Origin of the sequence: Stenotrophomonas sp. BR163, from assembly GCF_047520985.2 — a bacterium.
GTDB classification, from domain to species: Bacteria; Pseudomonadota; Gammaproteobacteria; order Xanthomonadales; family Xanthomonadaceae; genus Stenotrophomonas; species Stenotrophomonas sepilia.
Genome location: NZ_JAXBRE020000007.1, coordinates 121,925 through 148,494, shown reverse-complemented (window position 1 = coordinate 148,494; position 26,570 = coordinate 121,925). Strand labels below are relative to the sequence as shown.

The window sequence follows — 26,570 nt, the reverse complement described above, 5'->3', positions numbered from 1 at the left end:
ATCATTGATCTTCAAGCGAGAGCGTTGCCGGCCGTTCCAGCCAGCCACCCGCGCCATCCGGCACCAGTTCGATCAGCTCCACGCGGTCTTCGAAGACCGCCGTGACCCGCCCGTCGCTCTGCCCCAGGTAACCGCCCGGTCGAACCCGGTAGGTGACCTTGTCCGGCCCCATCACCAGCGCCACGGTGCCTGCACCGGTACCGATGGTGCCGACCATGTCCAGCGCATCCAGCGGGAAGCCTTCCAACGGCTCCTTGCGCCGGTTCGGGTCCGGTCGCAATCCGCCGTTCCCCTGCTGCGGATTGGTCCAGGCATCGGTGAACGGATCGCGCATGCCCTGCGCGGAGTATTCAAAGGTCTCGAACTGCTGCATCACCGGCAGCGGCTCCAGCGGTTGCGCCGGTCGCGCGCGCTCGCCTTCCACCCACTTCTCAAGGTTCGGTGCGTCGCCGGGCGTGCTGGTCACGCCACGGCCGCAACCGGCCAGCAGCAGTACAGCCAGCACCATCGCACCACGTACGGTCTGCGCGCGCATCACTTCTTGCCCTCCTTGCCAGCGTCGGCCGCCTGCTGCGCCTGCACTTCGGTCTCGTCCAGGTAACGGTAGGTCTTGACCGTACCGGACAGTTCCAGTGCACCGCTGCGGACGTTGCCGCCGGTCTTTTCCTTGGGCTTGAGGTTGATGTCATGCATGGTCAGGATCACCACCCGCGGCAACGAGGCCACGCCACTGACGAATGCGCCGAACTGGTGGTAACTGCCCACCATGCGCAGCTTGATCGGCTTCTCGGCGTAGAACTCCTTGATCTGCTCCTGCTCCGGCTCGAACAGCTCGTTGGTCAGGCCGCTGGACAGCGCGGTCTGCGAGATGTCGATGATCAGGTCGGGCATTTCGGTCTTGCTCGGCAGCTGCCGCAGCATCTGCTGCAGCACCTGCTCCATCTGCGCCAGCTGCTGCTTCAGCGGCCCCAGGTTCACCGCGCGTTCCTGCTGCTTGGTGAACTCGGCGCGCAGCTCGACTTCCTTCGATTCCAGGCCGGCCAGTTCTTCGCGCTTGCCGCTGATCAGCAGCATCCACGCCACGAACATGATGACCAGCGCCAGCAACGAGCAGAAGACGATCTTGGCCTTCTGCGGCCAGTTGCCGATGTCGTTGAAATCCAGATTCTTGATGTCGATCTTCTGGCTCATGCGCGGTCCCCCTGCAGCAGCGCATTGAAGGCCTGCGGCGGCTGCGCCAGGCGGCTGCCCTCAGGCTTCGGGGCGGGTGCCGGGGCCGGCGCGGCGGCCGGAGCGGCCGGTTGGTTCGGCTTGGCCGGAGTGGCCGGCGGTACAGCGGCCGGTGCAGCGGGAGCCGCTGCCGGCTGGCCCGCTGCCGGAGCCGCAGGCGTCGCGGCACCCGGACCTGCGGCCAACGGAGCCACCGGTGCCGGCGGAGCCGTCGCTACCGACCCATCGGCGTTCAGGCCCGGCGTCGCCGAGACCTCTTCGCTCTGTGCCGGCAGTTTCACCTTGACCACGAACACGTAGGGCAGCGCCTTGATGTCGGCCAGCGGACCGACCTTGCCATCCTTGTCCTTCTCCGGGTCACGCGCTTCGATGATCGACAGCTCCGGATTGGTCATCCAGCCGGAGGTCTCCAGGTTGCGCATGTAGGCCGAAACGCGGGCGTTGGACTGGGTGCGGCCTTCCAGCGTCAGCACATCCCCTTCCTGCTTCAGTGCGGTCAGCACCACGCCATCGGGAATGGTGCGCACCAGCGCGTCGAACAGGTGGACCATCTGCGAGCGCTTGGCCTGCAGTTCCTCGATCACCTTCTTGCGGGCCAGCAGGCGTTCCTTCTGCGCGTCGAGGCGATCGATCTCCTTGTTCTGTTCCTTGACCTTCTCGATCTCGGCTTCCAGATAGGCGTTGCGGTCCATCTGGCCGCTCACCTGGCGGTCGTAATAGAACCAGATCATCAGCGACAACAGCAGGCCACCGACAGCGGCCATGCCCAGCATTGCGTAGAACTCGCGCTGGCGTTGCTTGCGCCGCTCGGCGCGCCAGGGCAATAGATTGATGCGTGCCATCAGTCGAAGCTCCTCAGCGCCAGACCGGTCGCGATCATCAGCGCGGGGGCATCCTGGGCCAACGCATGCGCGTTTACCTTCGGCCCCAGGGTCATCTGCGCCAGCGGGTTGGCGACCACGGTCGGCACGCCCAGCTGTTCCTCGACCATCTCCGGCAGGCCGCCGAGCACGGCGCAGCCGCCGGCCAGCACGATGTGATCGACGCGGTTGAATTCGCTGCCTGCATAGAAGAACTGCAGCAGGCGGCTGATCTGCTGGACCGTGGCTTCCTTGAACGGCTCCAGCACTTCCATCTCGTAGCTTTCCGGCAGGCCGCCCTGGCGCTTGGCCAGCCCGGCTTCCTCGTAGCTCAGGCCATAGCGGCGCATGATCTCGTCGGTCAGCTGCTTGCCACCGAACACCTGCTCGCGGCTGTAAAGGCTACGGCCGCCGCGCAGGACATTGAGGGTGGTCATGGTGGCGCCGATGTCGACCAGCGCAACCACGCCGTCGATGGACACCGGCAGCTCGCTGGCGACCAGGGCGTAGGCGTTCTCGACCGCGAAGGCCTCAACGTCCATCACCTTGGCCTGCAGGCCACCGAGCTCCAGCGCGGACTGGCGCAGCTCGACATTCTCCGAACGCGACGCGGCCAGCAGCACCTGGACCATCTCCGGGTTGTTCGGGATCGACCCGATCACCTCGAAGTCCAGGTTCACTTCCTCGATCGGATACGGAATGTAGTTGACCGCTTCCAGCTCGATCTGGGCTTCCATGTCGTTTTCGTCGAGATCGGCCGGCATCGGGATCACCTTGGTGATCACCGCCGACCCCGCGACGGCGGCAGCGGCCAACTTGGCCTTGCTGCCTGAACGGTTCATCGCCCGGCGGATGGCCTCACCGACGGCCTCCACTTCGACGATGTTCTTCTCCACCACCGCATTCGGCGGAAGAGGTTCCACAGCGTAATGTTCCACGCGGAAACGATTGCCGCTGCGGGACAGCTGCAAAAGCTTTACCGCAGTCGAACTGATGTCGACGCCTACAAGCGGCGACTGACTTTTTGGGATGAGCCCCACGGTTTCTCCCCTGCCGACGGGCACTTGGACGCAAGACCTGCGTCCGAGCATTAATAACGTATTCTTAGCAAATGGCAACGGCCCTGCTGTGAAATCCCTCACGGATTCACCACGCAGCCCCTGACTGTTCCCCTTGCGCTCCCCGGTGCCGACCCCAGCCGCCACCTTGCGTAATCTATACTCTGCGACCACGAAATTCGCAATCGGAATCTGAACCCGATGACTCGACTCCGCCGCTGGCTGCGCTGGATCTTCCTGATTGTCCTGGTCCTGGCGCTGATCGGCGCGGCCGCCGTGGGCGGTCTGTACTATGCCGTTTCCTCCAAGCTTCCCGACGTGCAGACCCTGCGCGACGTGGAAATGCAGGAGCCGATGTACGTCTACGCTGCCGACGGCAAGCTGATGGCGGTGTTCGGCGAGACCCGGCGCACCCCGGTCACCATGAAGGACGTGCCCGAGCGGCTGAAGCAGGCCTTCCTGGCCACCGAGGACGCCCGCTTCTACGAGCACGGCGGCGTGGACTACATGGGCATCGGCCGTGCGGTCTGGCTGCTGGCCACCACCAACGACAAGCGCGTGCCGGGTGGCTCCACCATCACCCAGCAGGTCGCCCGCCAGTTCTTCCTCAGCTCCGAGTACAGCTACACCCGCAAGCTGGCCGAGATCCTGCTGGCGCGCAAGATCGAGTCCGAGCTGAGCAAGGACGAGATCTTCGAGCTGTACCTGAACAAGAGTTTCTTCGGCAACCGCGCCTACGGCGTGGCGGCCGCCGCCGAGTTCTACTACGGCAAGAAGCTGAACGAGCTGGACCTGGACGAGATGGCCTCGCTGGCCGGTATTCCCAAGTTCCCGTCGTCGGGCAACCCGATCTCCAACCCGGAACGTGCCCGCCAGCGCCGCGACAATTACGTGCTGCAGCGCATGGCCGACCTGAAGTTCGTCAGCCAGGCCGAAGCCGACGCGGCCAAGGCCGTGCCGATGCACGCCACCGCGCATGAGCCGCCGGTGCAGGTCGATGCACCCTACGTGGCCGAGCTGGTGCGCCAGGAAATGATCGCCCGCTTCGGCGGCGACGTGGTCAACAAGGGCTACCACGTCACCACCACGATCGACTCCACCCTGCAGACCGCCGCCAACCTGGCCGTCCGTGATGGCCTGCTGCTGTACGACCACCGCCACGGTTGGCACGGCGTGGAGAAGCAGGTGCAGCTGGGCGCCGGCGACGATACCGCCGCGCTGGCCGAGCACCTGCGCGGCATGTACGGCCAGGCCGGCCTGCTGCCGGCAATCGTCGCCAGCACCGCGGCCGATGGCAGCGCCACGGTGGTGCTGGCCAACCGCACCGAGATCGTGCTGCCGGCCGGCGCCGCCAAGTGGACCAACAAGACCCCGGGCAAGCTGGTGCAGCGCGGCGACATCGTGCGCGTACGCGCCGGTGCCAAGGAAGGGGAGTGGCTGCTGGACCAGATCCCGCGCGGCCAGTCCGCACTGGTCTCGCTGGATGCCCACAGCGGCGCGCTGAAGGCGCTGGTGGGTGGCTTCAGCTTCTCCGGCAACAAGTTCAACCGCGCCACCCAGGCCCGCCGCCAGCCGGGTTCGAGCTTCAAGCCGTTCGTCTACGCGGCCGCTTTCGACAAGGGCTACAACCCAGCCTCGATCGTGCTCGACGCCCCGGTCGTGTTCCGCGATCGCCGCGGCAAGACCTGGGCCCCGCAGAACGACGGCGGCGGCTTCCGCGGCCCGATGCGCCTGCGTGAAGCGCTGGTGCAGTCGCGCAACCTGGTCTCGGTACGCCTGCTCGATGGCATGGGCGTGGACTACGCGCGCAAGTACATCAGCGAGTTTGGCTTTGCCGAATCGGAGTTGCCGCCGAACCTGTCGATGTCGCTGGGCACTGCATCGCTGACCCCGCTGTCGGTGGCGCGTGGCTACGCGGTGTTCGCCAATGGCGGCTCGCGCGTGGATACCTGGCTGATCGACCAGGTCAATGACCGCGACGGCAACCTGGTGTTCAAGGAAAACCCGGCGCTGGCCTGCCGCGACTGCGCCGGCAGCAGCGATCAGCCGGTCAACCAGGTGGTGGATGGCTTCAACTTCGGCGCCCCGGCCCCGAAGGTGGACCCGGCCGCTGCGGCCAAGGCCGAAGCCAAGACCGAAACTGCCGCCGCTCCGGCCAACCCGGATGCCCGCACCGCTCCGCGCGCGATCGACGCCCGCACCGCCTACCAGCTGGTGTCGATGATGCGCGACGTGGTCCAGCGCGGTACCGGTGTGCAGGCCAAGGTGCTCGGCCGCGAGGACGTGGGCGGCAAGACCGGCTCCACCAACGACCATCGTGACGCCTGGTTCTCCGGCTTCGGCGGCCCGTACGTGACTACCGTGTGGGTGGGCCGTGACGACTTCCGCTCGCTGGGTTACCGCGAGTACGGTGGCAAGGCGGCGCTGCCGATCTGGATCGACTACATGCGCACCGCGCTGAAGGACACCCCGATCGCGCAGAACGAGCCGCCCAGCGGCATGGTCCAGGCCACGCTCAACGGCGCGACCGAGTGGGTGAAGGTGGAAGACATGGATCGCCTGACCGACTACGACCTGAACCTCAATACGCCGCAGGCCGACGCCGCCGCGTTCGATATCTTCTGAGGAAGAGTGCAGTGGGTGCCAACCGTGGGTTGGCACCGATGCGACTGTAGAGCCGAGCGTGGGCTCGGCTCTACATCCCCACCTTGAAATACCTACGCGGATGTCACATCCGTGCGCTAGTCTGTAGCCAGGTCGCAACAGGAGTCATCGCATGCATCGCGCCCGCCAGCATGCTGCCAGCCAGACCCGCGAGCGGCGCCACCGCCTCGCCCACGAAGCCGCCCGCCTGATGGCTGAAGGCGGCATCCGCGACTACCACCAGGCCAAGCTGAAGGCCGCCAGCCGGCTCGGCATCCACGACGATGCCTCCCTGCCGCGCAACACCGAGATCGAAGACGCCCTGCGCGAGTACCAGCGGCTGTTCGCCGGGCCCCAGCACGGCAATGAACTGCAGCGCCGCCGCGAGGCCGCGATACGCGCGCTGGAGTTCCTGCACGGCTTCGCCCCACGGCTGGCCGGCCCGGTGCTGGAAGGCACCGCCGATGCCAACAGCCCGGTGCAGCTGCACCTGCACAGCGACGACCCGGAAGCCGTGCATCGCTTCCTGGACGAGCACGGCATTCCCGCCGAATCGCGGACGCGCCGGCTGCGCATGGACCGCGAACGCAGCCTGGACGTGCCGGTGTGGGTGTTCAGTGCCGAGGAGCTGACCTTCGACCTGGCCGTGCTGCCGTACGATGCGCTGCGCCAGGCGCCGCTGTCGCCGGTGGATGAGAAGCCGATGCGACGCGCGTCTGTCGCACAGCTGCGGCAGCTGCTGGCCGAGGCGGAGATCACCGCGTATATCGGCGGGTGACGGTTGAGCGGGTTCTGGTGGGTACGGACCGTTGGTCCGCACGGCGCATCGGGCATCCGGACACCTGACCGAAGAGCAGCCGAGCATGGCTCGGCTCTACAGAAGACGCGCTACCTGCTTCATTCTTCTGGTGGGTGCGGACCGTTGGTCCGCACTGTGCATCAGGCATCCGGACACCTGACCGAAGAGCAGCCGAGCATGGCTCGGCTCTACAGAAAGCGCGCTACCTGCTTCCTTCTTCTGGTGGGTGCGGACCGTTGGTCCGCACGGTGCTTCAGGCATCCGGATAGCTGACCGAAGAGCAGCCGAGCATGGCTCGGCTCTACAGGAGGTGCGTTGCCCTACCAGACATCATGGTGTTGCTCCTCCGTTTCATCGCCAAGCAGGCGCATCAGCCAGGGGGCTCCCACCCGCTGCGGGTACGCCATCATCATCCGCGCGTGCATGTTCTGCAGATCGCCCAGCAACCAGGTCTGGTTGTAGACATCGCCGAACGGATCGGACCACGCCGTCTGTATCCGCGCGCGCTCACCGCCGTTGAGGTTGGGCATCCTGTCCAGCGGGATCTCCAGTACCGGCTCCAGCGCCCGGTTGATGGCCGCGTTCTCCGCCTCCGCCGCACGCATGAGCTCCAGCCGATGGCTCACCTGCCAGCACGGGAAAGGGAAGCAGCTTCCCGTGGCATCGATGTACGCCGCGATGTCGGCCAGCATGTGAGCCTTCAGCTGCCACACCACCGCACTGTCCAGCAGCTGCCGCACCCGCAGTGTGCGCAGCGTGCCGGCGCGGACATCCTCCGGCGTGGCGAACGGCTCGCCCGGGGTTGGGCCGCCATGCCGCACCAGCACGATGCGATGGATCGCCTCCTGGGTGATGTTCTCCACGCGCAGCGCGGCGGCCTCCGGATGCACGCGCGGCGGCGGCACGCTCGATACCCGCCAGGTGTACCAGGCCGCCAAGCCCATGCCCGCCACGCACAGCAGGGCGAACAGCAGCCAGCGGTCCAGATTGCGGGTGTAGTAGTAATACCGCGCCCGCCAAAGGTAGAACGTGCGGTAGCTGATGAACCGGCTTACCCATCGATACATTGCCATCTCCTCGGCAAGGACCCCGGCGCGGCGGGGCGGATTACGCGCGTCACGCCGGGGCTCCATGGCTTACCAGCCGATGCCCACGCCGACGCCCATGCTGCGCTCACCGCTGTTGGTGAACGCACCATTGAGGCTGAAGGTGGCCGAGCCCTTCTCGTTGAGCACGCGCTGGTAGCCCACGGCCATCGCGGACTCACCCTCGCTGTAGCCCACGCCCGCACCGAGGCGGTTGTAGGTGGCCAGGCCCGCGGTGTTCATCGCCATCGCGGTCTGTGCGCTGCTCATCGCCGCCATGCGGTTGAAGCGCTTGTCCATCTTGTCCAGGCGACGCTCGAAGTTGCTGATCGCGCCATCGGTGTACTCGTTGGCGCGTGCCAGCATCTTCTCCAGTTCAGCGGTGTCGACCTGCGGCTTGGGCGTGTCGTCCTTCTTCGACTTCGGCTGCGGCGCGGGCTTCTCACCTTCGCCTGTCGACGCTACCTGCTGGCCGCCTTCGGCCTGCGGCACCGGTGCTTCTGGTTCGGGCACCGAAGCGACGGCCATTGCCCGCGGCTGCGGCGCATCGATGCGCTGCTCCAGCCCGTCCATGCGGCCGTTGAGCTGCTGCTGCATCGAGTGCAGCTGGCCGCCATTGACTGCATCACGACTGCCAGCCGCGATCAGGCCATTGGCCACGTTGGAGATGACCATGCCGTGGGTTCCGGCGAGGGTGAGCTGGTTGAGACCGTCGGCGCGGACCGAGGGGGTGTCCTGGAACACGCTGCGCAGCTGGGACTCGACCTGGTTCACGCGCGATGTGGTGCTGACCACTGCGCCGTCGAGCGCTTCCAATGCACCATTGAGCGTGGACTGGGACTGGCCCTGCACGGTGAAGCTGGGGCCGACGATGTTGCCGTTGGCATCGACCCCACCGCCGAGCGCGGACAGCGCGCCGCGCAGCTGACCGACGGTGGCAGCGTTGTGGTTGGCGGTGCCGTTGGCGATGTTTATCAAGCGACGTTGCGCCGCGGGGTTGCCGAATGAAGCAACTCCAGCTTCCGTAGCAGCGGACCCGGCGCCAAGGGCCAAAGAACCCGTCGCATCTGAATCAACCATTGCCCCAAGCCCGATCGCAATGCCTCGTGCGGAGTGCACTTGAGATCCCGCACCGACGGCGAAACCATTAGGTGCGTCGATTGAAACCGCCGAGCCACGACCGAGGGCAACAGAGTTAACGCCAAGCGCCGTCGCATAGGCACCAAGCGCCGTGCCTCCATCAGAGCCGGTGTATGCGGAATCACCTATTGCCACGCCCAAGAAGCCAGCAAATGCATCTTTGCTTAGCTCATCTGTACTGATCTTCAGAAAACGTCCCTGATACTCAATCTCGGATATGCGATTGCTCACCTCAAACAACTGGCGCCCATTAACTACATCTCGACTATCAACGGAGAGCGAGCCGTCGGCCACACCAGTCAAGCGCGCACCACCGTAGTCGATTACGCTCGCTTCCAGTTCACGCGTTGCCTGCTGGCCCATCTCCCTCTCCTTGCGCATCGCCTCCAGATCATTTCGATTCTGCGAGATCTTCTGCTCTGCCGCGTACAACTGGCTACCGGTCACGGCATCACGGCTTCCTGGCGCCACTCGTCCGTCAGCCAAGTTGGTCAGCACCATGCCGTTCACGCCACTGAGCGCGATCTGGTTCATGCCATCGCCACGGGCCGAGGGTGAATCCTGGAAGATCGAGTTGAGCTGCCCCTCCACCGTGTCCGCACGTCGGCCTGCGGTGATGACAGCGCCATCGAGCGCCATCAACGCGTCCTCAACGGTGTTCTGCGTTCCGCCCTGCACTGAGTAGTTCGGGGCAATGATGTTGCCGCTGGCGTCCATGCCTGCTCCGCCGCCAAGGGTAGCGAGGGAGTCTTTGAGCTGGGAGACGGTAGTGGCATTGTGATCGACAGTACCTCGAGCAATGTTCACGAGGCGACGCTGCATACCGCTGTTGCCGAAGGATACAACTCCAGCTTCATTTGCCTGTGCGTCTCTTCCAAGTGCCAGCGAACCATGGGCTCCGCTTCCGATCTTTGCACCCGCACCAATAGCGACACCGTCATTTGCTCCGCCACCTGCAGCCCCCACCTCCGCACCAGCCCCCATTGCAAAGCCATTCTCGGAGTCCTCGAAAACGGTAGCTCCTCGCCCAATCGCAGTTGAATTCCTACCCATTGCTCTGGCTCGCGTCCCAACAGCTGTGCCACTTTCAGCACCGGTTTTGGCCGAGTTACCGATAGCGACCCCTCCCGCTCCAGCTTCAGCAGGTTCACTAATGGGGGCCACGCCGATACTCAGATATTGACTCACGCCTTCTAAAGCTGAGATCCGTGAGTTACTTGAATGCAGTTGCTTCCCAGATACAGCCTCAGTACTGCTGGTACTCAGCAAGCCATCCGCCACACCACTGATCTTCCGGTTGGCATTGGCGCTATTGCGAACATCCAACGTCGTTCCGCTGTTCCTTTCGCCCAGACGCACATTGCCGGTCGTAGACACTTGTGCCACAAGCCCGCCAAGCGCTGCGGTTTCGACCAACGCCTTGGCTGCATCCGTCTTTGCCGCCGCCGCCTCTGTGCCCGCAGCCCTGGCAATGCTCTCCACCGCCGCCACCTTGTCATTGGTGGCATTGAGCTGCCTGCCGTTGACGGCTTCATAACTGCTGGCATTGACCAGACCATCGGCCACACCAGTCAGCTTTCGACTCGCATTCGCACTATTGCGCACATCCAACACCGTTCCGCTGTTCTTCCCACCCAGGCGGACATTGCCGTTGGCGGCGGTCTGGCTGACCAGTCCTTCCAACGCGGTGGTGCTGACCAACGCCTTGGCAGCATCTGCCTTCGCAACCGTGGCATCCGCCTGCGCAGCTGCAGCCGCCTTCTCCACGGCAGCTACCTGCACATTGGTGGCATTGAGCTGCTTGCCGTTGACCGCTTCATTGCTGCTGGCACTTACCGTGCCATCCGCCACACCGGCAACCTTCCGGCTGGCGTTGGCGCTGTTGCGCACGTCCAGTACGGTGCCGCTGTTCTTCCCACCCAGGCGGACATTGCCGGTGGCGCCTGTCTGGGAGACCAGGCCGGCGAGCGCGGTCGTCTCGGTCAGTGCCTTGGCAGCATCGGCTTTTGCGGCATTAGCCGCCGTCTGCGCGCTTGTAGCCGTGCTCTGCGCAGTGGACACGGCCTGGTTGGTCGCGAACAGCTGATTGCCGGTGATGGCATCGGTACTGCCATTGCTGACCGCGCCATCGGCAATGTACTGGATCTTGCGCTTGAGCGTAGCGCTGCCCACCGAAACGGAGTTGACCGACGCCGTGACAGAGCCGGCACCCAGTGCCACCGCGTTGTCATGGCGGGCGTTGGCCCGGTCACCCAGTGCCACGGCGCTGGTGTTGGCCGACACTGCAAGATTGCCCAGCGCAGTGGCGAACTGCGCCTTGGCCTCGCTGCCACGCCCCAGCGCAGTGGACTGCTTTGCCGTGGCCTTGCTCAGGTACCCCATTGCAGTGGCATGTTCGGCGGCCGCATTGGCGTCACCGCCTACGGCAATGGAGAAGTTCCCGCTGGCAATGGCCCGGAAGCCGGTCGCGACCGCGCCGTTTGCGCTGCGCGTGTTTGCACCGATGGAAACGCCGGCGTTCTGGCCGGTCACTCGGTTGCCCTCCGCATCGACGCCGGCCAGCGCATCGAATCCGAGTGCGACACTGCGACCGTTGTAGGCCTTGGCATTGTTGCCGATGGCGGTGCTGATGCCGTAGCTCCCCGATTCTGCGACCGCGCCCCTGCCCAGTGCCAGGGTGGTGGCATCGATACGATTGGTGGCGGACTGCGCAAGCGTCCGAACCGCTGTCAGATCATTTTTCATGGTGCCGACGTTTGCTTCGACCGCACCCAGCTTGCTGTTGGTCGCATACAACTGCTTTCCCGTGACGGCGTCGGTACTGGCTGCGGTGATCCGCCCATCGGCTACGTTGACGATCCGCCGCTTCTCCTTGTCACTGCCGACGGAGACGGTGTTCACTTCACTGGCAAGCGAATTTGCACCGATCGCCACTGAATTCTCGCTCTGCGAGAGCGATCCACTACCGATGGCAATCGAGTTCTGGCGCGTGGCTGACGCCTTGTTTCCGAAGGCAGTGGACCCGATGCCCTTGCCATAGGCGTTGGCACCCACCACTGTGCTGTGCCCCAGCTGGGCGGTGGCGTTGTAGCCAACTGCAACGCTGTCCACGCCACTGATGTATGCCTGCTGACCGAGAGCAGTGTTGTAGTTGCCAAGCACCTTGGCCTTGTGACCAAAGGTGGCGTTCCACGATCCATCGTTGTAGGCCCCGCCGCCCATGATCAGATACTCCTTGGACGTGGACAACTTGGCGTTTGCATAAGGGGCCGCGTCCGTTTGGCCGAGATGCGGGGCGCAGCGGAGCTCGGGCTTACCCAGATCAAAGACGTTGCAGCCTTGGAATTCGACTGCGCCGGCGTCCATAACGCCAATCGTGGATACGGAAAGCGCAACAACCCGCAACGCAAGCTTCCTTCTTGAAGCACCACAGCACCTTGCGACAGCCAGCTCGCTCGCTACCACCCAGCACTGGCGTGCTGCATTCCAGATACGCCGATAGATTCGATTCATGGTCTTTCTCCTTAACAGTTTGTGGAAAAACATCCCGCGCCAGGCGCGGGACGCAGGGAGGGGGATCAGCTGGACTGGATGGCCACGTCCTGGACATGCTCGCGATAACCGTCCTGGCTAAGCCGGTAGCGCAGGCGCAGCGAATTGCCCGGCTGCGGTTGGAACGGCAGGGTGAAATCGGCGTCCGGGTACAGGCTGTGCGAGAGGTCGTGCGGCGTGCAGACGCCGGCGGCCGTACATTCGGCCGCATGGACGATGCCCACGCGCAGGGTGCCGCTGTTGTGCAGCGTGTTGCCGCGCACCTGCAGGTCGACCACGCCATCGGCGGGCACCACGTTCACCAGCGCGCCCCACACCAGGCTGACGCCGACATCGGCGTGCGCAGCGTCGTCGCTGCTTTCCAGTTCAGTGCCTTCCGGGCCGCGCACACCTTCGAAGTACACGCGATATGCGGTTTCCTTCTGCACCGGCTGCAGGGGGATCAGCCGGATCAGGCGATTGCCACCGCCTGACAGCGCGAACTTTCCGGGCGTGATGGCAATGGCCGAATCGGCAACCTCGATGTCCTGCTCCTGTTCGCGGGGCGTTGCCGGGTTGTCGATGCGGCGCAGGCTGGCCTGTACATACTGCGGGCGGGTGGACTGCGAGTAGACGCGTATCTGCGCACCCCGCTTGGCATCCATCGCGGTTCGCATGGGATGGATGGACAGGTTGGCGTGTGCTGATGGCGCAAGCAGCGCACTCAACGGCAGCATCCAGACGATCAGTTTGTTCATGGCAGGCTCCGTGTGGGATCAGGGTTTGGCGGTGGGTACGCGCAGTTCCACCGTCAGCTCGCCCTCGTAGAGACCGGGGCGCTTGCTGGCGACGGGGGTGGGAGGTGTCAGCAATGTCAGCGGCGTGGGCACGCAATAGACCGGCTGGCTGATGCCGGGCAGCATCACCAGGCGCAGTTCGGCGCTGTCGATGCCATGCAGCAGTTCTTCCACGCCATGCCGCATGCGGATATCGCGCCCGCCGTAGTTCAGGCTGACGTGGTAGTCCAGGCGCTGGCGGTCGTCGCTGCCACCATCGCGGTGCCAGACCGCGAAGTCGCTGCCGGGTGGCGGGCGCGGCCCGCTGTCGCGCACGGTGACGCCGAGGAACTCGCTCTGCGAGCCGAGGCCGTCGTAGAGGCACATCTCCAGCTGCTTGCGGCCGCCCACCATCTGCTTGATGGGGTCGTAGCGCAGGTCCATGTTGACCAGCGGCGCAATGGTGTCGAAGGCTGGGAAGTAGATCGAGATCGCGTCGTAGTCGGTGACGGTGAAGTCGAAGTTGAAGGTGGCTGTGGCGACGGGTGCTGCGGCGGGGTCGGCCTTGATGTTCAGGCGCATCGTGGCCTTCCAGTGACCTGCGACGAGGCGCGCCAGTTCTGATGGTGGAAGCGCAAGCCTCGCACCCGTACCGATTGGCTGATCGATACCACAGGTGTAATAGAAGGCTTCATAGAGCGCCCGCTGACTGCTGTCCCAGTAGTCCGGGCTGCAAGTCCAATCGCTCAGTATTCTCTGAAGGCTTCCGAGCAGCCGAAGCTCTGCCTGCAGGCCGGTCCGGATCTCTACAAGCCGCAAAGCGACTTCGGATGGTCCGCTAACTATCGATGAATCTCCTTCGGTCGGGCACCGACCGAATTCACTGTCTGAAGCAGACTCACACACCACATGGATCTGCCCGTACTTCATCGCCATGTCATGACTGAACCCCAGCACCGTCCTCGGCGCCCACAGCACCACGTCACCGGGCACGGCCGAGCGGTCCCACGTCATCACGATGTCCCGGCTCTGGTCGGTGGGATGTGTCTCCGGCGGCCACTGCGCCCACGCCCGTGGCATCAGCACGGCCAGCGCGCACACCAGCATCAACACGAACAACACACGCCGGCTCATGGCGTTCCTCCTGCAGCAGCGGTCTGGGGTGTGGCGGCAATCAGCGCGCGTTCCTGCAGCAGCCGGGTGACGCGGGCCTGCTGGCGGATCTCCGCCGGCAGCTGGGCCACGGCCAGCGGTTCGCAGTGCACGGCACCGACCAGCAGCACCACCTGGCGGCGCTCGCGCACCTGCAGCGGGCAGTGCAGCAGGCGGTCGTCCTGCAGCAGGTAGAGCGTTGTCTCGCGACGCGGGAAGTCGGCGACGAAGCCGCCGTTGGCGCTGGTGCCGGGCACCGGCGCGTTGAGGATGCGGGCGCCGCCCAGCGGCGCGCCGGCAAGCGTGCGGGCGGTGCCGATGAAGGTATAGGTCACTTCGATCGGCACCGGCATGCGCATCAACCGCCCCGGGGCCAGGAACATCGGGCGCACGCCGCCCACGCCGCTCACGCGGATGGCGGCCATGCTGGTATCGATGCCGGCGTCCTGCAGTTCGGCCCGGTGCGACTGGTAGGCGGTCAACGGCAGCAGCCGGCGCTCGCCGATCTGCAGCCGTTGCCGGCCTGCGCCACTCACCTGCAGTTCGGCCGCCACGCCCTGAAGGTCCAGGTCATCGGTGGCGGCTACCTGTACCGCCAGCCCAGCATCAGCGCCGCTGCCTGCGCCCCAGTAGGCCCCCCGCCGGCCCAGCGCGAAGGCGGAGCTGTGCGTGCCGCTGTAAGCGGTCTCGCTGCGGCCATGCTGCTGGTAGTACGCCACGGTGGCGCCGGTCTGTCCGTAGCGGTTCTGCAGCTGCCCGCCCAGCGATGCGCTGTAGCGGTCGTTGTTGTTGGCGCGCAGCTCGGAGGTCAGCTCACGCAACTGCGCGTCCACCTCCTGGCGATAGCTCTGGCCGACGCTGTAGTTGATCTCCGGCCGCTGGTGCTGCGGCTGGCGCATGTCCACCGCATAGCGGCGCTGGCCGTTGCCAACATGGCTGCGCTGCAGGCGGGTGAAGCTTACGTTGAGGTAGATGCCACGGTCGCGCGTGCGGGTGTCACGGGCACTGTCGTGGCTGTGCTGCTGCCACAGGCCCAGCCGCGTGGAGACGCTGAAATCCTGCCAACGATGGCTGCGGCTGAAGCTGGCCTGCCAGGTGCGGCTGAGCTGCGGCTCGCGGTGCGGTTGCAGTGGTTGCGGCGGCAGGAACGGATCCAGTGGCGCCAACGGATCATCGTCACCAGGACGGCTCCAACCGGTGCGCCAGGTCTGGCGCCGGGTATACCCCAAGTACGCCGTACCACCGGCGATCGGCAGCGAGACCGATCCGCTGAGCGAGTTGGTGCAGCCCAGGCGGTCCCGTGCATCGGCCTCGAACTGGCAGGCCTTGCCACGCATGCGCTGCTGGTAGATGTTCCAGGACGCCTTGCGCCGGTATGACAGCTGATGCTGCTGGCCGTGGCTGCCATCGCTGCCGCGCATGCCGCTGAACGTTGCGCGCATTTCCTGCGTGGCCAGCACGCGGCGCAGGTCGACGCGCAGTTCGCCATAGCTGTGCCCGCCCAGATGGGCAACGCCCGCGGTAACGGCCAGGTCGCGTGCCAATGGCACGCGCATGCCGGCCACCGCCACCTGTTCGCTGTCGAAGCGATCGCTGCGCCGCTCGTTGCGGCGGCCCCCCTGCACGAACCACTGCCATTGGCTGTCGGTCCAGTCGCCGCCCTTGTCGAAGGGGGCCTCTTCGGTACGCACCAGCACGCCATCCTCGTAGATGCGCATGCGCACCAGGTAGCTGCCGAACGGGAAGTTGCGGGTATCGATCTGGTTGATGCCGGCCTTCAGGTAGTAGGTCTGCAGCAGGCGCTCGCCGTCGAACACGTCCACGCGCGCATCGCGGGCGAGCAGGACCGTCAATGGCGAGGCCTGCACGGCGGCATCGCTGTCCACGTAAGCCTGGGTGGTGCCCACGCGGGCACCGTCGAAGCGGTCCAGCGGCAGCATGCTGAAACCGAAGGTGCCGCCCTGTGGGCTGGACAGGTTGCGGCGGTCCATGCGCCCGGCCTGCAGGTAGTACTGCTGGCCCAGGTCATGGCGGTAATAGACGTTGTCGAATTCGAAATGCGCATCGCCACCGCTGCTGCGGTAGCGCTGCTGGGTGAAGTACCAGTCGGCGGAAATATGGCCCCGCTGGAACAGGCCGAGGACGCCAGTGCCGCGCGCACTGAACGACTGGTAGTCGCGCCCACCGGTGAGGTTGAGCACCTGCTGGTGCAGGAAAGCGTTCTCGGCATTGCTGCTGAGCGCGTGGAAGCGTTCCGCGGCGGGCTCGCCACCGATCCACTGGCGGGCCACGAACAGGCGCACAGCGCCCTCCCCTTCGTCGTACAGCGCACGCGCGGCGGCAGGATCTTCCGGGGGATCCAGATAGCCGCAACCGGCCTCGGCGCCACCGAAGCGGCAGGCCAGGTGGCTGTTGCGTGGCAGCGGCTGCGACAGCGCCGGCAGCAGCGCGGCCTGCGCCTCGGCGGACAGGTCCAGTGCCTGCAGCACGCGCGCGGGATCTTCCAGCTGCACATGCTCCAGGGTGACGCGCACCGGCGACAGCCCGGCCGAGCGGCCGAACAGCCGGATGTCGAGTTGTTCGGTCTGTCCTTCGACCAGATCTTCGAAACCGGGCGGGACGCCGCGCGCGGCCGCCAGCGGAGTGGACAACGCCAGGGCGAGCGCGACCGCCAGCCGGGTAACGGCGGGGGCGTGTGGGGTCATGGGGGGTACGCTGGGGTAGCGGCCGGCCCGGAGTGCGGGCCGGCGCGGGAAGCCGTGGATCAGGGCTTCTGGTTCATGACGATGTAGACCATGCCTTCATAGCGGCCGCTGACCGTAAGCGGGCCACCGGCACCCGCCTGGGCGATGGTCAGGGGCATCGAGATGGAGGCACCCGGCGTCGAGCTGGCGCCGTTGAACAGGTCAGCCGCCTTGAACTCGGTGACCGCAGTGGTCAGCGCGTCGGTGTTCAGGCTGACGGCCAGCGGCACGCGCGTGGCACCATTAGTCAGCACCGGATCATGGCCGAGGCGCACCTCGATGTCCGCGGTTTCGTCATTGGAATGGATGCGCACCTGCTGCGTCGACGGCAGCAGGCCACGCAGCGGATCGTGGGTCAGCTGCACGGTGTCCGGCAGCGGGGTGCCATCGTCGCGCAGCAGTGCCAGGGTCGGGTCGACGTCGGCATAGACGGAGATCTTGGTTTCCAGCGCGTGCGCGGACAGCGAAGCAGTGGCCAGCGCTGCAGCGAGCGCGGCCTTCTTGATGATGGCGTGCATGGTTGTCTCTCTCGGACAAAGGGGGAATATGAAAGCTCCCCTCCCCAAGGAGAAAAGGGAGGGGAGCATCGCCCGCGGGGATGGGTGCGGGCGACGGAGAGAATGTTAGAAATCCATTGCCATGCAGGCCATTCAAGCATTCCTAAAACGTTGAACGTTAAGGGGAATTCTTGAATTCGCTCAATGTTTGAGGGTTATGCAATTTCCCTCATCGGTTCAATGCAACAAACCTCATTGCATTGAATTTGTAGAGCCGATGCTCGGCTGCCGTTCGCTTCAACCTGCAGGCACGACGGTGACGTGATCGACATCGATGTCGGTGGGCTTGAAGCGATGCGTGTCGACCTTGCCACGCAGTTCAACCACGGTGTCGGCGCCAATGGCCTGCGGCGGCAGGTCTTCGTCATCGATCTCGACCTCGATCTGGCCGCTGGCATCACGGAACTGGTAGCGCTCGTCACCAATCTTGGCGATGAGGGTGCCACGCAGTACCACCGGATGGTCATCGCGCTGCGCACGTGCGTCAGCGACGGTGCTGGCAGCGGCCCCTGCCCCCGGCCCCGTGTACTGCGCAAAGGCCTGCGGGCTCAGCAGGGCCAGCGGCGTGGCGATGAAAGCGAGGGCGAGCAGTCGGTTCATGGCGTTCTCCATACAGGGGTCAGTACGCACAGGTTCTATCGCCTTCGACGTGATACCCATGCAACAGATCCGAAAAGATGTGAATGCGACATTCATTGTCAGAGCGCGTTCAGATCCGGAAGCGGGCTCTTGTAGAGCCGAGCCCATGCTCGGCTGGCGCCCGTCCACACCGCGCAGCCGAGCATGGGCTGGGCTCTACACCGATCATCCGGGAATCGTGCGGACCAACGTTCCGCAGTCGGCATCCGCCGAAGACGATCAGGACAAAAAAAACGCCCCGCGGATGCGGGGCGTTCTCAGCACAACCTTCGCGGGCGATCAGCCCTGGTAGTCGCGCACGTCGCTGCCGGTGTAGACCTGGCGCGGACGGCCGATCTTCATTTCCGGATCGACCTGCTGTTCCAGCCAATGCGACACCCAGCCGGAGGTACGGCCCAGGGCGAACATGACGGTGAACATTTCAGTCGGGATCTGCAGCGCCTTGTAGATGATGCCGCTGTAGAAATCGACGTTCGGGTACAGCTTGCGGGCGACGAAGTACTCGTCCTGCAGCGCAGCCTGTTCCAGCTTCACGGCCACGTCCAGCAGCGGATCCTGCACGCCCAGCTGCTTGAGCACCTTGCTGGTCATCTCGCCGATGACCTTGGCGCGCGGGTCGAAGTTCTTGTAGACGCGGTGGCCGAAGCCCATCAGGCGGAAGCCGGAGGTCTTGTCCTTGGCCTTGACCACGGCGGACTCGACGTTGTCGGCGCTGCCGATCTCTTCCAGCATCTTCAGCACGGCTTCGTTGGCACCGCCGTGGGCCGGACCCCACAGCGCGGTGACGCCCGCAGCGACCGACGCGTACGGGTTGGCACCGGTCGAGCCGACCAGGCGCACGGTCGAGGTCGAGGCGTTCTGCTCGTGGTCGGCATGCAGGATGAACAGCAGGTCCAGTGCCTTCACCACGTCCGGGTTCAGGTCGTACTGGCCGTCAGCGGACTCGAAGGTCTGCTTCAGGAAGCGGCTGACGTAGTCCAGCGAGGTGTCCGGCTTGTTGGCCGGCAGGCCCTTGCCGTGGCGGTAGATCAGCGCCGACAGGGTCGGCACCTTGGCGATCAGGCGCACGGCGGCCTTGCGGCGCTGCTCGGCGTCGGACAGGTCCAGCGAGTCGTGGTAGATGGCCGACAGCTGCGCGATCGCGGCCGCCAGGATCGCCATCGGGTGGGCATCCTTGGCAAAGCTGCCGATCAGGGTGTTGATCGACTCATCGACGTTGGCTTCGGCGGTCAGCTCATCGGTGAAGGCCTTCAGCTGCTCGGCGCTCGGGCGCTCGCCGTTGATCAGCAGGTAGGCCACTTCGACGTAGCTCGACTTTTCCGACAGCTGTTCGATCGGGTAGCCGCGGTACAGCAGCACGCCCTTGTCGCCGTCGATGTAGGTGATGGCGGACTTGCAGCTGGCCGTCGCGGTGAAGCCGGAATCGTAGGTGAAGAAACCCGTTTCCTTGGTCAGCTTCGCGATGTCGACGCAGTCGTTGCCAAGGGTGGGTTTGATGACGGGCAGAACGACGGACTTGTCGCCGGCGTTGAGCGTGACCTGATCAAGATCGGACACTGTGTGCGCTCCTTCATGGGAAGGCGCCTGCCCAAGCGCATTGGTCAGGCACGTGAATGACGTCCTCGGCCTGTGCCGGGGATCACGTCATTATCGCACAGCAGCATTTGTCGGGTGCTAGACGGAAGTCGTATACGACAGGCGGCCAGACACCGGCCGTTGAGCGGCCCGGATCGGCAAAAGCGTTGTCACACGAACGCAGTGTTCCGTCCATCCAAACGCCCGTTGGGTTGGCGTTGGGGAAAAACAAACGGCCGCGCAGAGCGCGGCCGTCGGTTCGAAGCTGGATCGACAGATCAGCGCGCGTAGCGCTTCTGGAACTTGTCGATACGGCCCGAGGTGTCGATGACCTTGTGCTTGCCCGTGTAGAACGGGTGCGAAGCCGAGGAAATTTCAACCTTGACCAGCGGGTATTCGTTGCCGTCTTCCCACTGGATGGTTTCCTTCGTCGCCATGGTGGAGCGGGTCAGGATCTTGAAATCGGAGGTGACGTCATGGAAGACGACGTCGCGGTAGTTCGGATGGATATCGGCCTTCATGGGCTCACACCGTAAATGGGCTGGTGGTCAAGAGCGGCATTATAAGCACCGGTTGCCGCTCGGGGCAACCGGTGCGGGGCAACGGACGTCAGTCCGCGCCCAGGGCCTGGCGCACCAGGGCCTCGAAACGCTGCTGGTCGTAGGCCATCAGCAGATCGCAGTTGTCCGGCTGGCCGGTCTGGCGGTTCCAGTCGACGATGGTGGCGCCGCGGCTGAACGTGCCATTCAGCTCGACGTTCAGCGGCCGCGACTCGACCTGCAGCTGCCCTTCCGGATTCAGCGCCCACGCCATGGCCACCGCATCGGCGGTATACCAGCGGCCGCCCTTGGCATCTTCCGACAGCGCGCGGGTCTTGCGCGAGATCAGTTCGTAGAAGCGGGCGCGATCGGAATCGGCCTGCAGCCATTTCTCGGCGTCCTCCAGCGGCAGGCCGTGGGCAACGGTGGCCTCCCAGTCCGACACCAGCAGGTGCTTGAACGAGGTGAACACCACGTGCGCGGCTTCCGGATCGAACGCGATGTTGAATTCGGCTGCCGGGGTGATGTTGCCGTGGCAGGTAACCGCACCGCCCATCACCACGATGCGCTTGATGCGCTGGGGCAGGGTCGGGTCCAGCTTCAGTGCCAGCGCCAGATTGGTCAGCGGGCCCAACATCACCAGCATCAGTTCGCCGGCGTGTTCGTGCGACAGGCGCAGGATGGCCAGGGCAGCGTGCTCGGCCTCGGCCTGGCGGCTCGGCGGCGGCAGGTCCACGTCGCCGTAGCCATCACGGCCATGCACGTGGGCAGCGTCAACGGAGGGATGCAGCAGCGGATCCGGGCTGCCGGCAAACACCGGTACGTCGGGGCGGCCGACGATGTCACAGAGCTTGAGGGCGTTGCGGACGGTGTATTCGAGGCCGACATTGCCGGCGGCGATGGTCAGGGCGACCACGTCGTGCCGTTCATCGGCAAAGGCCATCAGCAGGGCCAGGGCGTCGTCCACACCGGGATCGGTGTCGATCAACAGGGGGATCTTGTGGGTCATCGTTGCCGTCTTCAGATCGGCAACGAAGTGTGGACCGGGATGATGACCGTTGCAAGTACGGGGGTTGGGGTTCTGGCAGGGCTGCGCCCTGCACCCGCAGAGGCAGGAGCAACGGCAACGGCAAAAGCTGGTTTCCTGAGCGATGGCGGGGTGGGGCCGGTTGCGGGGGACGCTGCAAGTACGTCCATGTAAGCTCGGTCGCCGCATCCATGCGGCTCACGCCCCCGCAACCGGACCCATCCCGCCTTCGACAGATCGCTACCGCTGCTGGTAGGTGTCGACCTTGGTCGACACATCCACGCGATGCTTGGATGAACATGGGAATAATCGAAAAGGCTTTCCGTAGAGTCGAGCCATGCTCGACTCCCGCGCGCAGCGCGAACGGCAGCCGAGCATGGGCTCGGCTCTACAGGGATCAGGCCGAGGCGTAACGCACCGCGGTGCCGATCCAGCGCTGCACCACGCGATCAGCCAGGGCCGGTTGCTGGGCCAACAGGCGCTCGGCCAATTCATGCACGCCGGGCAGCAGGCCAGCGTCGCGGGCCAGGTCGGCAATGCGGAAACCGGCCAGGCCGGTCTGGCGCGTCCCGAGCAGTTCGCCGGGGCCGCGCAGTTCCAGGTCCTTCTCGGCGATGACGAAACCATCGTTGGTTTCGCGCATGGTCTGCAGGCGCTCGCGCGCCATCTGCGAGAGCGGGGCCTGGTACAGCAGCACGCAGCGCGATACCGCCGAACCACGACCCACGCGGCCACGCAACTGGTGCAGCTGGGCCAGGCCGAGGCGCTCGGCGTTCTCGATCACCATCAACGAAGCATTCGGCACGTCCACACCCACTTCGATGACCGTGGTCGCCACCAGCAGGTCGATCTCGCCGGCCTTGAACGCCACCATCGTCGCCAGCTTCTCGGCGGCCTTGAGGCGGCCATGCACCAGCCCGACGCGCACGCCGGGCAGCAGCGCCTGCAGTGATTCGTAGGTGGCCTGCGCCGGGGTGGCATCCAGCTCTTCGCTTTCCTCGATGAGCGTACACACCCAGTACACCTGCCGCCCTTCCTGGCAGGCAAGTGCGATGCGCTCGATCAGTTCCGGGCGACGATCATTGTTGAGCGCGACCGTCTGCACCGGTGTACGTCCCGGCGGCAGTTCGTCGATCGCCGACACATCCAGGTCCGCGTACTCGGACATCGCCAGCGTGCGCGGAATCGGCGTGGCGGTCATCACCAGCTGGTGCGGCACGCTGCTGCCGCCCGCGCCCTTGTCGCGCAGGGCCAAGCGCTGGTGCACGCCGAAGCGGTGCTGCTCGTCGACGATGGCCAGCGCCAGGTCCTGGAACACCACCGCCTCCTGCATCAGCGCGTGGGTACCGACCACCACCTGTGCTTCGCCGTTGGCGACCTGCTCCATCACCTTGGCGCGCGCCTTGCCGGTGACCTTGCCGGCCAGCCAGGCGATGCGCACACCGAGCGGTTCCAGCCAGCCGCGCAGATTGTTGAGGTGCTGCTCGGCCAGCAGTTCGGTGGGTGCGGCCAACGCAACCTGCTTGCCCTGCTCCACCGCCAGCATGGCGGCCAGCGCGGCCACCACCGTCTTGCCGGAGCCGACGTCGCCCTGCACCAGCCGCAGCATCGGGCTGGGGCGCGCGAGGTCTTCACGGATCTGCTTGAACACGCGTGCCTGCGCGCCGGTCAGCGCGAACGGCAGCTGCTTCAGCAGCGCCTTGGCCAGCTTGCCAGGACCGGCCAGCGGCGGCGCATGGTGTGCCTGCAAGGCAATGCGCTGGCGCCGCAGGCTGAGGTGATGGGCCAGCAGTTCTTCCATCGCCAGGCGACGCTGCGCCGGGTGGGTACCGGCGGCCAACGCGGCCAGATCGGCATCCGGCGGTGGCCGGTGCACGGTCAGCAGCGCGCTGCGCAGCGAAGGCAGGCCCAGGCCATCGAGCCAGCCGCTGGGCAGCAATTCCAGCGTGCTCTCCTCGGGCAGGCGGTCCAGCGCCTGGCCGATCAGCTTGCGCATGGTCATCGGGCCGACGCCTTCGACGGTGGGATACACCGGGTCGAGGCGGTCGCCGAGTTCGGGATCGTCGTTGCGGCCCAGCACCTGGTAGCTGGGATGGACGATTTCCAGGCCGAGCTGGCCGGGCTTGGGCGTGCCGAAGCAGCGCAGCCGGGTGCCGACCGCGAACTGCCCGACCTGCTGCTGGCGGAAGTGGAAAAAGCGCAGCACCAAGGTGCCCTGCCCTTCGTCTTCCACCGCCACTTTCAGCATCGGCCGGTAGCGCATGCCGCGCTCGACCGCGACCACCCGCCCTTCCACCTGCGCCGGCACGCCGTTGCGCAGGTCTTCGATGCGGGTCAGCCGGGTCCGGTCTTCATAGCGCAGCGGCAGGTGAAGCCAGAGATCCTGCAGGGTGGCCAGGCCACGCGCCTGCAGCTTGGCGGCCACGGCCGGACCGACGCCGGCGAGCATCGCCAGGGATGCTTCGCCGGACGGTGACAGGACCGGGGTGACCGCCGCCTTGCGTGCCACGTGGCGGTCAGTCGATGACCATCACCGCGTCGACCTCGAAGCTGGCGCCCTTCGGCAGGCCGGAGACTTCGATGGTGGAACGGGCCGGGTACGGGGCCTGGAAGTAGTCCTGCATGACCGCGTTGACCTTGGCGAACTGGCCCAGGTCGGTCAGGTACAGGCCCAGGCGCACGACCTTGTCCAGCGAACCACCTGCGGCTTCGGCCACGGCCTTGAGGTTGTCGAAGGCGCGGCGGGCCTGTGCTTCGACGTCACCGGCGCCGACGATGTCGCCGGTGGCCGGGTCGAGCGGGATCTGGCCGGAGAAATACACGGTGTTGCCGGCGCGCACGGCCTGCGAGTACGGGCCGATGGCGGCGGGAGCCTTTTCGGTGTTGATGATCTGGCGGGACATGGGTCGCTCCGGTGCTTGGGGGAAAACAGAGCGGTGATTGTACCGGCTGGGCGCGGCATCGGCTGGGGTCGGATCCGTTTCCCGGCGGGAAACGGATCCGACCCCGTGCGTCGTGTGCGCGGAACGTCATCCACGCATGGCGTGGATCTACTGGCGGCGTACCGATTGCACGACCGACAGGCGGCGCAGGCGGCGCATCACTTCGGCCAGGTGGTTGCGGTCGCGCACCTGGATGTTGAACGCCAGCACGGCGGCGTTGAAGTCGCGATCCAGGTAGTCCACGCGCTCGATGTTGGAATGGCTCTGTGCGATGGCGGCGGCCAGCTGCGCCAGCACGCCGGTGCCGTTTTCCACTTCCACCACCAGCGAGGTGTCGTAGTCGCCGGAGACGGTGGTGTCCCAGCCGATCGGCACCCAGCGCTCGGGCGACTTGCGCAGCTCGGCCAGGTTCGGGCAGTCCATGCGGTGCACCACGATGCCCTTGCCGGCGGTGTGGTAGCCCATGATCTCGTCGCCGGGTATCGGCTGGCAGCAGCCGGCGAAGGTCACCACGCCGCGTTCGCTGCCGTTGATCAGGATCTTCTCCTGCGAGTGGTGGCGCGAATGCGGGCCGCCACGCAGTTCAGCGTAGGCCATCAGCGCCTGCGCGGCCTGGGTCGGCATCCAGTTGCCCAGTGCGACCTCGGCCAGCAGCGCTTCCAGGCGCGGGAAGCGGTGTTCGGCCAGGAACGCATCCAGGCGGCCTTTCGGCAGGCGCTCCAGCGACGAATCCATCGCTTCCAGCGCGCGGTCGAGCATGCGATGGCCGAGCTGCACGGCATCTTCGTGCTCCAGCTGCTTGAGCTGGTGGCGGATGGCGGTGCGCGCCTTGCTGGTGACCACGAATTCCAGCCACTGCGGTTTCGGCGTGGCCGAGCGAGCGGTGATGATCTCCACCGACTGCCCCGACACCAGCTTGGTGCGCAGTGGCACCAGTTTCTTGTCCACGCGCGAGGCCACCGCCATGTTGCCCACGTCGGTATGCACGGCGTAGGCGAAATCAAGCGCGGTGGAGTTGCGCGGCAGCGCCAGGATCTTGCCCTTCGGGGTGAACAGGTAGACCTCGTCAGGGAACAGGTCGACCTTGACGTTGTCGAGGAACTCCAGCGAGGAACCGGCGGCGCGCTGCGAGTCGATCAGCTCGACGATCCAGGCGTGGGCACGGCTCTGTGCGCTGTTGGGCGAATCGCCGCCGAACTTGTAGGTCCAGTGCGCGGCCACGCCGCGTTCGGCGATCAGGTCCATTTCCTCGGTACGGATCTGCACCTCGATCGGCGAGCCATACGGCCCGAACAGCACGGTATGCAGCGACTGGTAACCGTTGGCCTTGGGAATCGCGATGAAGTCGCGGAAGCGCCCATCCAGCGGCTTGAAGGTGGCGTGCACCGAGCCCAGCGCGTGGTAGCAGCTGGGCACGCTGCGCACGACCAGGCGGAAGCCGAACACATCCATCACCTGGTCGAAGGATTTGTTCTCGTCGCGCATCTTGTTGTAGATGCTCCACGGGGTCTTGATGCGGCTGATCAGCCGATGCTCGATCCCCTCCTTGGCCAGTCGCTGCGACAGCTGCACTTCCACCTGCGCCATCGCTTCGCGGCGCACCACCGGCTGGCTGCGGATGTGTTTTTCGATGATGGCGTGGCGCCATGGGTAGAGCGCCTTGAACCCCAGGTTCTGCAGCTCGCTCTTGACCAGGCTCATGCCCAGGCGCTGGGCGATGGGCGCGTAGATCTCCAGCGTCTCGCGGGCGATGCGGCCACGCGCTTCGCGGCTCTGCGCGCCCAGCGTGCGCATGTTGTGCAGGCGGTCGGCCAGCTTGATCATGATCACGCGCAGGTCGCGCGACATCGCCAGCAGCATCTTGCGGAAGCTCTCGGCGGCCGCCTCCTGGCGGTCACGGAACTTCAGCTTGTCCAGCTTGGTGACACCGTCGACCAGTTCGGCCACGGCTTCGCCGAACTCGGCGGCCAGCGCCTCGCGGGTCAGCGGGGTGTCTTCGATGGTGTCGTGCAGGATCGCGGCGATCAGCGCTTCCACGTCCAGGCCGAGTTCGGCCAGCACCTGGGCAACGGCCACCGGATGGGTGATATAGGGCTCGCCCGACTTGCGCGTCTGCCCAGCGTGCGCGGAGGCCCCGACTTCCCAGGCACGGCGCAACAGCGGCAGCTGTTCCGGCGGCAGGTAATGGGCGGCGCGTTCAAGCTGGAGGACGTAGTCGGGTACGGCGGCAGCGGGGGCTGCGGCGACCTTGGCAGTGGGGCCTGGGTTCATGC

General features: G+C 65.7%; 19 protein-coding genes. 2 read left to right on the top strand and 17 right to left on the bottom strand.

Annotated elements, in window-relative coordinates:
- Position 1 precedes the first annotated feature (1 nt).
- The 4 genes from ACM0PY_RS08530 to ACM0PY_RS08515 are packed head-to-tail and all read right to left on the bottom strand — an operon-like array spanning position 2 to position 3,130.
- Positions 2–535, bottom strand: coding sequence for a pilus assembly protein PilP (locus tag ACM0PY_RS08530; RefSeq protein ID WP_005418914.1), 534 nt, complete (start codon positions 533–535; stop codon positions 2–4).
- On the bottom strand, positions 535–1,191 hold the full coding sequence (locus ACM0PY_RS08525; RefSeq protein WP_057493352.1) for a type IV pilus inner membrane component PilO: 657 nt from the start codon (positions 1,189–1,191) through the stop codon (positions 535–537). The genes ACM0PY_RS08530 and ACM0PY_RS08525 overlap by 1 nt, the downstream gene beginning before the upstream one ends.
- The gene (locus tag ACM0PY_RS08520; RefSeq protein ID WP_180884799.1) at positions 1,188–2,072 is read right to left on the bottom strand and encodes a PilN domain-containing protein; all 885 of its coding nucleotides are present in this window, start codon (positions 2,070–2,072) and stop codon (positions 1,188–1,190) included. The genes ACM0PY_RS08525 and ACM0PY_RS08520 overlap by 4 nt, the downstream gene beginning before the upstream one ends.
- Complete coding sequence (locus ACM0PY_RS08515) at positions 2,072–3,130, bottom strand: pilus assembly protein PilM (RefSeq protein ID WP_014038321.1); 1,059 nt, start codon at positions 3,128–3,130, stop codon at positions 2,072–2,074. The genes ACM0PY_RS08520 and ACM0PY_RS08515 overlap by 1 nt, the downstream gene beginning before the upstream one ends.
- A gap of 219 nt (positions 3,131–3,349) precedes the next feature.
- On the opposite strand from ACM0PY_RS08515, the gene ACM0PY_RS08510 reads away from it, so the two are divergent.
- A complete protein-coding gene (locus ACM0PY_RS08510; RefSeq protein WP_065179086.1) occupies positions 3,350–5,773 on the top strand; it encodes a penicillin-binding protein 1A in 2,424 nt (807 codons plus the stop codon).
- Positions 5,774–5,924: 151 nt separating this feature from the next.
- Positions 5,925–6,569, top strand: coding sequence for a hypothetical protein (locus ACM0PY_RS08505; protein WP_134972357.1), 645 nt, complete (start codon positions 5,925–5,927; stop codon positions 6,567–6,569).
- A gap of 341 nt (positions 6,570–6,910) precedes the next feature.
- On the opposite strand, the gene ACM0PY_RS08500 is transcribed toward ACM0PY_RS08505, so the two are convergent.
- The 13 genes from ACM0PY_RS08500 to ACM0PY_RS08440 all read right to left on the bottom strand — a co-directional run bounded on the left by ACM0PY_RS08500 (position 6,911) and on the right by ACM0PY_RS08440 (position 26,568).
- Positions 6,911–7,657 (bottom strand): hypothetical protein, encoded by a 747-nt coding sequence (locus ACM0PY_RS08500; protein ID WP_134972356.1) that lies wholly within the window; start codon positions 7,655–7,657, stop codon positions 6,911–6,913.
- Positions 7,658–7,726: 69 nt separating this feature from the next.
- Complete coding sequence (locus ACM0PY_RS08495) at positions 7,727–12,328, bottom strand: ESPR-type extended signal peptide-containing protein (protein ID WP_180884797.1); 4,602 nt, start codon at positions 12,326–12,328, stop codon at positions 7,727–7,729.
- Positions 12,329–12,393: 65 nt separating this feature from the next.
- Positions 12,394–13,104 carry a pilus assembly protein gene (locus tag ACM0PY_RS08490; protein WP_065197144.1) on the bottom strand — a complete coding sequence of 237 codons (711 nt, stop codon included), beginning with the start codon at positions 13,102–13,104 and terminating at the stop codon, positions 12,394–12,396.
- An 18-nt stretch (positions 13,105–13,122) separates the two neighbouring features.
- Positions 13,123–14,256, bottom strand: coding sequence for a CblD like pilus biogenesis initiator family protein (locus ACM0PY_RS08485; protein ID WP_180884795.1), 1,134 nt, complete (start codon positions 14,254–14,256; stop codon positions 13,123–13,125).
- On the bottom strand, positions 14,253–16,979 hold the full coding sequence (locus ACM0PY_RS08480; RefSeq protein ID WP_180884793.1) for a TcfC E-set like domain-containing protein: 2,727 nt from the start codon (positions 16,977–16,979) through the stop codon (positions 14,253–14,255). Before ACM0PY_RS08480 ends, ACM0PY_RS08485 begins: the two co-directional genes overlap by 4 nt.
- 59 nt (positions 16,980–17,038) lie before the next feature.
- Positions 17,039–17,536: a CS1 type fimbrial major subunit gene (locus ACM0PY_RS08475; protein WP_134970379.1), complete on the bottom strand. Its 498-nt coding sequence runs from the start codon at positions 17,534–17,536 to the stop codon at positions 17,039–17,041.
- Positions 17,537–17,812: 276 nt separating this feature from the next.
- Complete coding sequence (locus tag ACM0PY_RS08470) at positions 17,813–18,175, bottom strand: NirD/YgiW/YdeI family stress tolerance protein (RefSeq protein WP_134970377.1); 363 nt, start codon at positions 18,173–18,175, stop codon at positions 17,813–17,815.
- Between the two features lie 318 nt (positions 18,176–18,493).
- Positions 18,494–19,771: a citrate synthase gene (locus ACM0PY_RS08465; protein ID WP_061480588.1), complete on the bottom strand. Its 1,278-nt coding sequence runs from the start codon at positions 19,769–19,771 to the stop codon at positions 18,494–18,496.
- 296 nt (positions 19,772–20,067) lie between these two features.
- Complete coding sequence (locus ACM0PY_RS08460; RefSeq protein ID WP_005410871.1) at positions 20,068–20,310, bottom strand: type B 50S ribosomal protein L31; 243 nt, start codon at positions 20,308–20,310, stop codon at positions 20,068–20,070.
- 88 nt (positions 20,311–20,398) lie between these two features.
- Positions 20,399–21,337 (bottom strand): nucleoside hydrolase, encoded by a 939-nt coding sequence (locus ACM0PY_RS08455; RefSeq protein WP_005418952.1) that lies wholly within the window; start codon positions 21,335–21,337, stop codon positions 20,399–20,401.
- A 415-nt stretch (positions 21,338–21,752) separates the two neighbouring features.
- Entirely contained in the window at positions 21,753–23,864 is a 2,112-nt protein-coding gene (gene recG / locus ACM0PY_RS08450) for an ATP-dependent DNA helicase RecG (protein ID WP_180884791.1), read from the bottom strand.
- 7 nt (positions 23,865–23,871) lie between these two features.
- Positions 23,872–24,258, bottom strand: a complete 387-nt coding sequence (locus ACM0PY_RS08445; RefSeq protein WP_134970376.1) for a RidA family protein — start codon at positions 24,256–24,258, stop codon at positions 23,872–23,874.
- Between the two features lie 147 nt (positions 24,259–24,405).
- On the bottom strand, positions 24,406–26,568 hold the full coding sequence (locus tag ACM0PY_RS08440) for a RelA/SpoT family protein (RefSeq protein ID WP_005410876.1): 2,163 nt from the start codon (positions 26,566–26,568) through the stop codon (positions 24,406–24,408).
- Positions 26,569–26,570: the final 2 nt, after the last annotated feature.

Coding starts and splice junctions, on each gene's coding strand:
- ACM0PY_RS08460 (WP_005410871.1), bottom strand. CDS start 20,310: ATGAAGGCCGATATCCATCCGAACTACCGCGACGTCGTCTTCCATGAC.
- ACM0PY_RS08500 (WP_134972356.1), bottom strand. CDS start 7,657: ATGTATCGATGGGTAAGCCGGTTCATCAGCTACCGCACGTTCTACCTT.
- ACM0PY_RS08495 (WP_180884797.1), bottom strand. CDS start 12,328: ATGAATCGAATCTATCGGCGTATCTGGAATGCAGCACGCCAGTGCTGG.
- ACM0PY_RS08520 (WP_180884799.1), bottom strand. CDS start 2,072: ATGGCACGCATCAATCTATTGCCCTGGCGCGCCGAGCGGCGCAAGCAA.
- ACM0PY_RS08505 (WP_134972357.1), top strand. CDS start 5,925: ATGCATCGCGCCCGCCAGCATGCTGCCAGCCAGACCCGCGAGCGGCGC.
- ACM0PY_RS08455 (WP_005418952.1), bottom strand. CDS start 21,337: ATGACCCACAAGATCCCCCTGTTGATCGACACCGATCCCGGTGTGGAC.
- ACM0PY_RS08470 (WP_134970377.1), bottom strand. CDS start 18,175: ATGAACCGACTGCTCGCCCTCGCTTTCATCGCCACGCCGCTGGCCCTG.
- ACM0PY_RS08490 (WP_065197144.1), bottom strand. CDS start 13,104: ATGAACAAACTGATCGTCTGGATGCTGCCGTTGAGTGCGCTGCTTGCG.
- ACM0PY_RS08480 (WP_180884793.1), bottom strand. CDS start 16,979: ATGACCCCACACGCCCCCGCCGTTACCCGGCTGGCGGTCGCGCTCGCC.
- ACM0PY_RS08525 (WP_057493352.1), bottom strand. CDS start 1,191: ATGAGCCAGAAGATCGACATCAAGAATCTGGATTTCAACGACATCGGC.
- ACM0PY_RS08445 (WP_134970376.1), bottom strand. CDS start 24,258: ATGTCCCGCCAGATCATCAACACCGAAAAGGCTCCCGCCGCCATCGGC.
- ACM0PY_RS08475 (WP_134970379.1), bottom strand. CDS start 17,536: ATGCACGCCATCATCAAGAAGGCCGCGCTCGCTGCAGCGCTGGCCACT.
- ACM0PY_RS08530 (WP_005418914.1), bottom strand. CDS start 535: ATGCGCGCGCAGACCGTACGTGGTGCGATGGTGCTGGCTGTACTGCTG.
- ACM0PY_RS08440 (WP_005410876.1), bottom strand. CDS start 26,568: ATGAACCCAGGCCCCACTGCCAAGGTCGCCGCAGCCCCCGCTGCCGCC.
- ACM0PY_RS08510 (WP_065179086.1), top strand. CDS start 3,350: ATGACTCGACTCCGCCGCTGGCTGCGCTGGATCTTCCTGATTGTCCTG.
- ACM0PY_RS08485 (WP_180884795.1), bottom strand. CDS start 14,256: ATGAGCCGGCGTGTGTTGTTCGTGTTGATGCTGGTGTGCGCGCTGGCC.